The following is a 6244-nucleotide window of genomic DNA, read 5'->3' on the forward strand; positions in this document are numbered from 1 at the left end:
TAAATATAGTTATAAGGCGTATTCCATTCACTGTCATCATCTGTAGCCAGCAAAAGATCTCTCTGCCAGGCATAAGACCTTGACTGCCGGTTTGCAGCAACTGTAGTTATCGTGCTGTTCAGCATATCATCAGTCATAAACTCCGGATAGACATAACCAGACTGAGAAAGGATGATATCGTTTAGAAATTCCTCGTAATCGGCAAGTGTTTTAGGAACCACCTTTCCTTTGACAGGATTAGCGTCCAGATATTTTTTGCAGGATCCAAAGCCTATAAGGATCAGTGCTGCAAGTATCATTAATTTTATCTTCATCAGAATATCATTTAATTTTTATCACTTAGAAACCTGCACGCAGGCTAATCGTTGTCACTTTAGGCGTAGGCAAATAATAAGCACCGGTCTGCGCATCAACAGCTTCCGGATCTATACCGTATTTATTCTTTGTCCAGATGGCAATATTGTTCATTTGAACAGATATGGTTAAACTTTTAATGGGCGTTTTCTTTAAAGCAGTACCCGGTATCTTATAACCAAGCTGTATTTCCCTTAAACGGATAAAACTGCTGCTTTCCACACTATTACTGGAATACATCTCTGCACGGTCACGGCTATCATACGACAAGTCTGGAGAAGATTGATATGCCGCAATATCTGTATGAGATTCATCTCCCGGAGACTTCCACCGGTTGGCCACCTGATAGTTGATCACAGGACTCCAGTCGTAACCGTTCATCGATGGCATTTCCCGGCGAAAAACACCCCCAAAATTGTACACCAGGATCACACTGGCAAAAGCACCTTTATAATTAAAGATATTAGTAAAACCGCCTGTATATTTAGGTCTGTAAGAACCGCTGTATTCCAGAGAACCCATAACTGGCACCAGGATTTTATTGCCATTTCCATCATAAACTTGCGGATCACCGGTATTGCTTAAACCTGCCCATTTATAACTCCAAAGTGCTTCACGCGGGTAACCTTCCACATAATAGGGTACGGTTCCTGTAACACGTCCGATCACCGGGCTGCTTTCTGCAATTTTATTCTCCGTAATTTTGTTCGTGTTGTAGGCAAAATTGAAGATACTTGTCCAGTTGAAATCACCAAGTTGTAAAACCCTTCCGGTCAAGGCAGCTTCCAATCCGGTATTGACCATCTTAGCGCCGTTTAACTTGGTCGAAGTAAATCCAATGGTCGGATCCAGTAATTGAGTACCCAGCAGATCATAGCCATATTTTTTGTAAACATCTACACTTAACTGGAACCTGTTCCTCAAAAAAGCAATGTCGGTACCTAAGTTATAGGTTTTCGTTCTTTCCCACCTCAATTTTGGATTGTAGGGATTACTCGCATCAACCCTGGACCGGTAATCGCCTGTTGTAACCTGGAAAGCTCTGCTCGCAACAAGCAAAGGAGTAGTGGAGGGATCATAGTTCCCAGTTAATCCGACAGTTGCCCTTAGCTTTAATAAATTAATAAAATCGACATGGAAGAATTTTTCTTTGGTAATGTCCCATGATGTACCAACAGACCACAACGGCGTCCGTCTGTATTTAGGATCTACACCAAATAGGTTGGACTCATCATAACGTAAACTTCCTTGTAAAGTATATTTATCATCATAAGTATAAGTACCTGTTGAATAATAAGAAACTTCTCTTGTATTGATATAGCTAAACCTATCGTATGCAGTAGCATCGTAAATAGTATTGGTCCCGTTTTGGCCAATTACCCCGTTTAAAAGCACAATCTGGTTAATTGGCGACCAGGATTGCAGCTCATCTATATAATTGAACTTTCGGTTGGTAAGTCCCTTGGTTAAATATTGTTTAACCTCTGCACCTCCGCTAAAGCTCACAAAGTGTTTACCAGCAAATAAATTGGTGTAATTAAATTGCGAACGGACAGAAGTATTGTCATTGGTGGTTTCTGACAGATCAAGATAATTTCCTTTTGGCAGGTTAAACAGGGCCTTGCCATTTCCATCTAAGCTGGCATACTGATTTAGCAAAGACCGGGCTGTATAGGAGTTTTCATTAACCAGGTTATTACCCGAGGTTTTCATTTTGTCATACAGGAAATAAGTATTAAAAGTTAATCCCTTAGCCAAAGTCGCCTCCAATCCCACTTTAGTCCTCAAGCCAAAAATGCTGTTCTGGTTATCAGCCAGTCTTGCGTCCTGTAATAAATTCCGTCCATTATTGTAATAGCCCTTTGCCATCAACGCTGCATTGGTATTTTTATTAAATGCATTGTAGCTGTACACATAGTTCCCATTAGCATCCAGTTGCATTTGGTAAGGTGCAAGGCCATACAGCTGATACCTTAAATCTGTTCCTATATCCTGATGATTAAAAACAGCATTCAGATCCGCAACCGCATGTAGCCATGGAGTGATCTCATAATCATTACGCATGTTTAACTGTACAGAACTGGAATTATCCCCGATAAAATTGGATTTACTGTTGTCGTAAGAACCCGAAAGCAGAAAACGATATTTATTTGCACCACCAGACATAGAAAGGTAATAGTTTTGACGGACACCGGTACGCATCAAAAGGTCCTTATTCTGTTGAAGATTAGATAAGCCCGACAGCGAATCTTGTTTTTGAGCCAGTTGCGCAGCAGAAATTAAGCCCTGCTCCTTTTGCAGGATATAGTCAAATGAAGGAGAAAAACCACCTACACCATTTTGAAAATAGGCCGAAGTAAAATATCCCTTTTTATAGATCTCATTATCCACACTGATCATATCTGCCGAGCTTGCACGTCTGAGTGTACCAAAATCATTTTTTTCGGTCAAATAAAGATTAGAAGAAAAGTTAATGCTAAACGAACCTTGTTTTCCTCGTTTGGTGGTGATCACAATCACACCATTTGCTGCCCTTGCACCCCAGATGGCCGAGGCAGAAGCATCTTTCAGTACATCAATTTTCTCTACATCATTAAAGTTATCCGGCAACTGGTTCACCGGAAAACCGTCCACAATGATCAAAGGTGTATTTCTTTCACTCTGAATCGCACTTCCACCCCTAACCTGGATATCCGGCCCTGTCTGAGTTCTAACACCCTTTACAGACCTGAAACCATTATAAACGGACAGGCCCGGAACCGATCCTTCGAGAATACGATCTAAGGACTGACTACTCCTGCGTTCAATGTCTTCAGTTGAAAGCGTAGAGTAACTACCGGTTGCATTTTTTTTGGCCAGAGTCTGATAACCATTGGATACCACTGTAACTTCTTTTAAAGTATTGTTATCTTCCCTCAAATTGATATTCAGCTGCGTATTTCCGCTAACTTCAATTTCGCTGGTCTGATAACCTACATAACTGATCAATAGCTTAGGATTTGCAGAAGTGGTGGTGATTCTAAAATTACCCTTGCTGTCTGTAATTGCTGAATTATTTGAGCCTCTTTCGTAAACAGTGATTCCGGCAACATACACCACGTCATTGCCTTCAAACAATCCTGCGCGTCCTTTCACTTCACCAGAACTCTTAGGTGTTTTACCGCCTGGCGGCACCTCTCTTGATTTCTTGCTCACGGCAATCATATTGCCGTTTGATTTAAATAGAAAACCATAATTAGCATCCAGGTAGGCCAGAATCTCATTCAATGTACGTGGCTTGGCAGACATACTGATCAGTTCCTTTTTATCGACGATTTCTGAAGAGTAATAAAAACGAATGTTAAACGCCTTTTCCAGCTTCGAAAAAGCCACAGTTACCGATTCCTGGTTAAACAGGATTTGCTTTTTCTCCTGGGCAGATGTGTTCATAGAAAACATCAGAAATAAACAGCTCACCAGTAATGGCCTGACCAATGCTGTTTTAAAATGTGTAGTCCATTTTAATCTTTTTAGATTCATAAATGTTTGGTTGTTGGTTTGGTTTAGTAAATAATTATATGGTTGGAGTCGATAAATTTAAATTGCTTGTTTAGAGAGAAACAGACCATTTCCATAACAGATGGCAGTGCATCATGCCTAAATTTCCCATTAAAGGTTTCTCGCATAACAACACTGTCTTCTACAGTAATCTTAACGTTATAGTAAATTTCCAGCTGCAGGAGCACTTCTTTCATTGGTGCGTTCTGGAAAACTACCTCTTGTATTTTCCATTGGCTAAAGTCTTTATCGTAAAACTTTTGATGAAGGGGCAGATGAACCTGGTCATCCAGGCTGATGGACTCTTTAGGATGTAAAGTGGCCACCAGATTCCAGGAATTGCCAATCTTTTTCTCGACAATAACTTTTCCTTCTTCCAATTCTACCTGGAGTTTTTTAAGGGTCTGATCAGTTTGTAACTTAAATGCGGTACCTACAGCTGTGGTGACATATTTACCGGTATACACTTTAAAGGGATGCTGTCTATCTTTCGCTACCTTAAAATAGGCTATACCAGACAGGTACATTTTCCTGTCAGATTGACCAAAAGAAGAATCAATCACCAGTTTTGCGCCCTTATCCAGGATCACAAAACTACCATCCCATAAATTAATCGATTTTCTTTCATTTGCTCCAGCTTCATACACATATTGATGTGTAGAATATCTGGCCAGCTCAGGTGGATTCGGAATAGGATGAGATGGATAAAACAGGAAAACGGCGCTAGCCAGCAGAAAGAGAACCGCTGCCGCAGCTGCAGTATATTTCCAGGAAAAAATAGTATACTCCCTTCTTTTCGGTCTTAAATGCACCCTTAAATTCGAAACAGCCTCAGGTTTTAATTTCTCCGCCAGCAACAGCAGTTGCAAATCTTTGAGCAAATCTGCAGCCTCATTCATCAGTCCCAATTGTTCTGGATGTTGAACAGCATAGTTCTTCCAGAAATCAATATCCTGCTCGTCTATTCCAAGGCAATAATTAACAAAAGACTCGTTTTTAAGAAAATCGTCACTTGATTTAAACTCCATATTGGTTTGCTCTTTTTAATACAAAGGACAAACCCCATTGAATTTACCACAGCCAAAGAAACTTTTTTTCATTTATTTCCACCCGGAGCCGGCTGATCCCCCGATGGAGCAAATTATAGGTGGTACGAATACTGGTGTTTTTTAAATCAGCTATTTCCTGTAAAGACTTATTCTGCAAAAACCGGAGCTCCACCACCTCTCTTTGAGCAGGGCTGAGTAAGGTCAGGGCTTTTTCCAGTTTGGAAAACTGTTCTGTGACCAATTCAGCTTCCAGGAGTTCCGACTCATCCGTTTCAGTAAAATCAGCAAATTCCGAAGCAGATTCCATCTTTTTATGTTTTTTCCACTGGTAAAACAACTGCCTTCGGAAAGAGGTTAATAAATAAGCCTTAACATGTATATCAAGGGAAAGCTTGTCTCTTCGTTCCCATATATAAATAAAAAAATCATGAAGCTGATCTTTTACAAAGTCGTGCTCATTTCCCAGCCATTTACAACCCCAAACAAAAAATGTACTGTAATATTGTTCATACAATTTAATAAAGGACTCCTCATTACCCGCGCAAAATGATTTCCAAAGTTCAGCGTCGGTATGGCTTCTGTTCATTTATTTGTTTAAATTATAAACAAATATAAATATTCATTTCAATCAATAACGCAAATTACAGATTCAGAGCCCTTTCTTCTAACAGCTCCAACGCAAACTGCCGACAATAAACATAGAACAGCGATCACCATAAAAATGCTATTGGTATTGCCCGTAACATCAATCGTATAACCCAGCAGGGGCTCTCCAAATGCAGCAAACAGGTAACCTGTCATATTCATTAGGCCAACGCCTGTTCCGGTAAGGCTGCTTCCCAGTAAGTCTGGACTTAAGGGCCAGAAACAGGCTTGCGGACCATATACAAAAAATCCAGCCAGCAGCATTAAGCTTCCACCCAGTAACAAATTATGTACAGGTGCAATGTAGATCAATACTGCGATTAATGCACTAACAGACATTCCAAAAGCAATAGCCTTGACCCTGTTCTTTTTGAACAGACTGTCTGAGAGCAGACCAAATGACAGCGCACCTGCGGCCATACCCACCGGCAATAAAAAAGTAACCCATAGATTTCCCGGATTGTCCTTCCAGTTGTTTCCAAGATAATGAACAGGAACCCAGAAGATCAGCCCGTAACGCGCCATGCTTTCAAATCCGAATCCCAGAGAAACGACCATAAACTTCCTGTTCCGCAACACCATACGATAACGCTCTATCCAGCTCACAGATGGTACTACCGGCGCAGATGCATCTGTTTTGGCAGCCGGTTTATCGCGGG

5 protein-coding genes are annotated in these 6244 nt (G+C 40.8%); all 5 read right to left on the reverse strand.

The window, feature by feature from the left end:
- Positions 1–314, reverse strand: a 314-nt coding sequence (locus VNZ46_RS04825) for a hypothetical protein (RefSeq protein ID WP_414693465.1), incomplete at its 3' end; no start/stop codon positions are given.
- A 25-nt stretch (positions 315–339) separates the two neighbouring features.
- On the reverse strand, positions 340–3873 hold the full coding sequence (locus VNZ46_RS04830) for a SusC/RagA family TonB-linked outer membrane protein (RefSeq protein WP_325559000.1): 3534 nt from the start codon (positions 3871–3873) through the stop codon (positions 340–342).
- Between the two features lie 23 nt (positions 3874–3896).
- Positions 3897–4919, reverse strand: coding sequence for a FecR family protein (locus VNZ46_RS04835; protein WP_325559001.1), 1023 nt, complete (start codon positions 4917–4919; stop codon positions 3897–3899).
- Positions 4920–4962: 43 nt separating this feature from the next.
- Positions 4963–5526 (reverse strand): sigma-70 family RNA polymerase sigma factor, encoded by a 564-nt coding sequence (locus VNZ46_RS04840; protein ID WP_325559002.1) that lies wholly within the window; start codon positions 5524–5526, stop codon positions 4963–4965.
- Positions 5527–5564: 38 nt separating this feature from the next.
- The coding region (locus VNZ46_RS04845) for an MFS transporter (RefSeq protein WP_325559003.1) at positions 5565–6244 on the reverse strand (680 nt) is incomplete at its 5' end.

This window comes from Pedobacter sp., from assembly GCF_035566355.1.
Taxonomy (GTDB): domain Bacteria; phylum Bacteroidota; class Bacteroidia; order Sphingobacteriales; family Sphingobacteriaceae; genus Pedobacter.

Bases quoted from the DNA above. Each gene is read 5' to 3' on its own strand.
- VNZ46_RS04835 (WP_325559001.1), bottom strand. From the start codon at position 4,919: ATGGAGTTTAAATCAAGTGACGATTTTCTTAAAAACGAGTCTTTTGTT.
- VNZ46_RS04830 (WP_325559000.1), bottom strand. From the start codon at position 3,873: ATGAATCTAAAAAGATTAAAATGGACTACACATTTTAAAACAGCATTG.
- VNZ46_RS04840 (WP_325559002.1), bottom strand. From the start codon at position 5,526: ATGAACAGAAGCCATACCGACGCTGAACTTTGGAAATCATTTTGCGCG.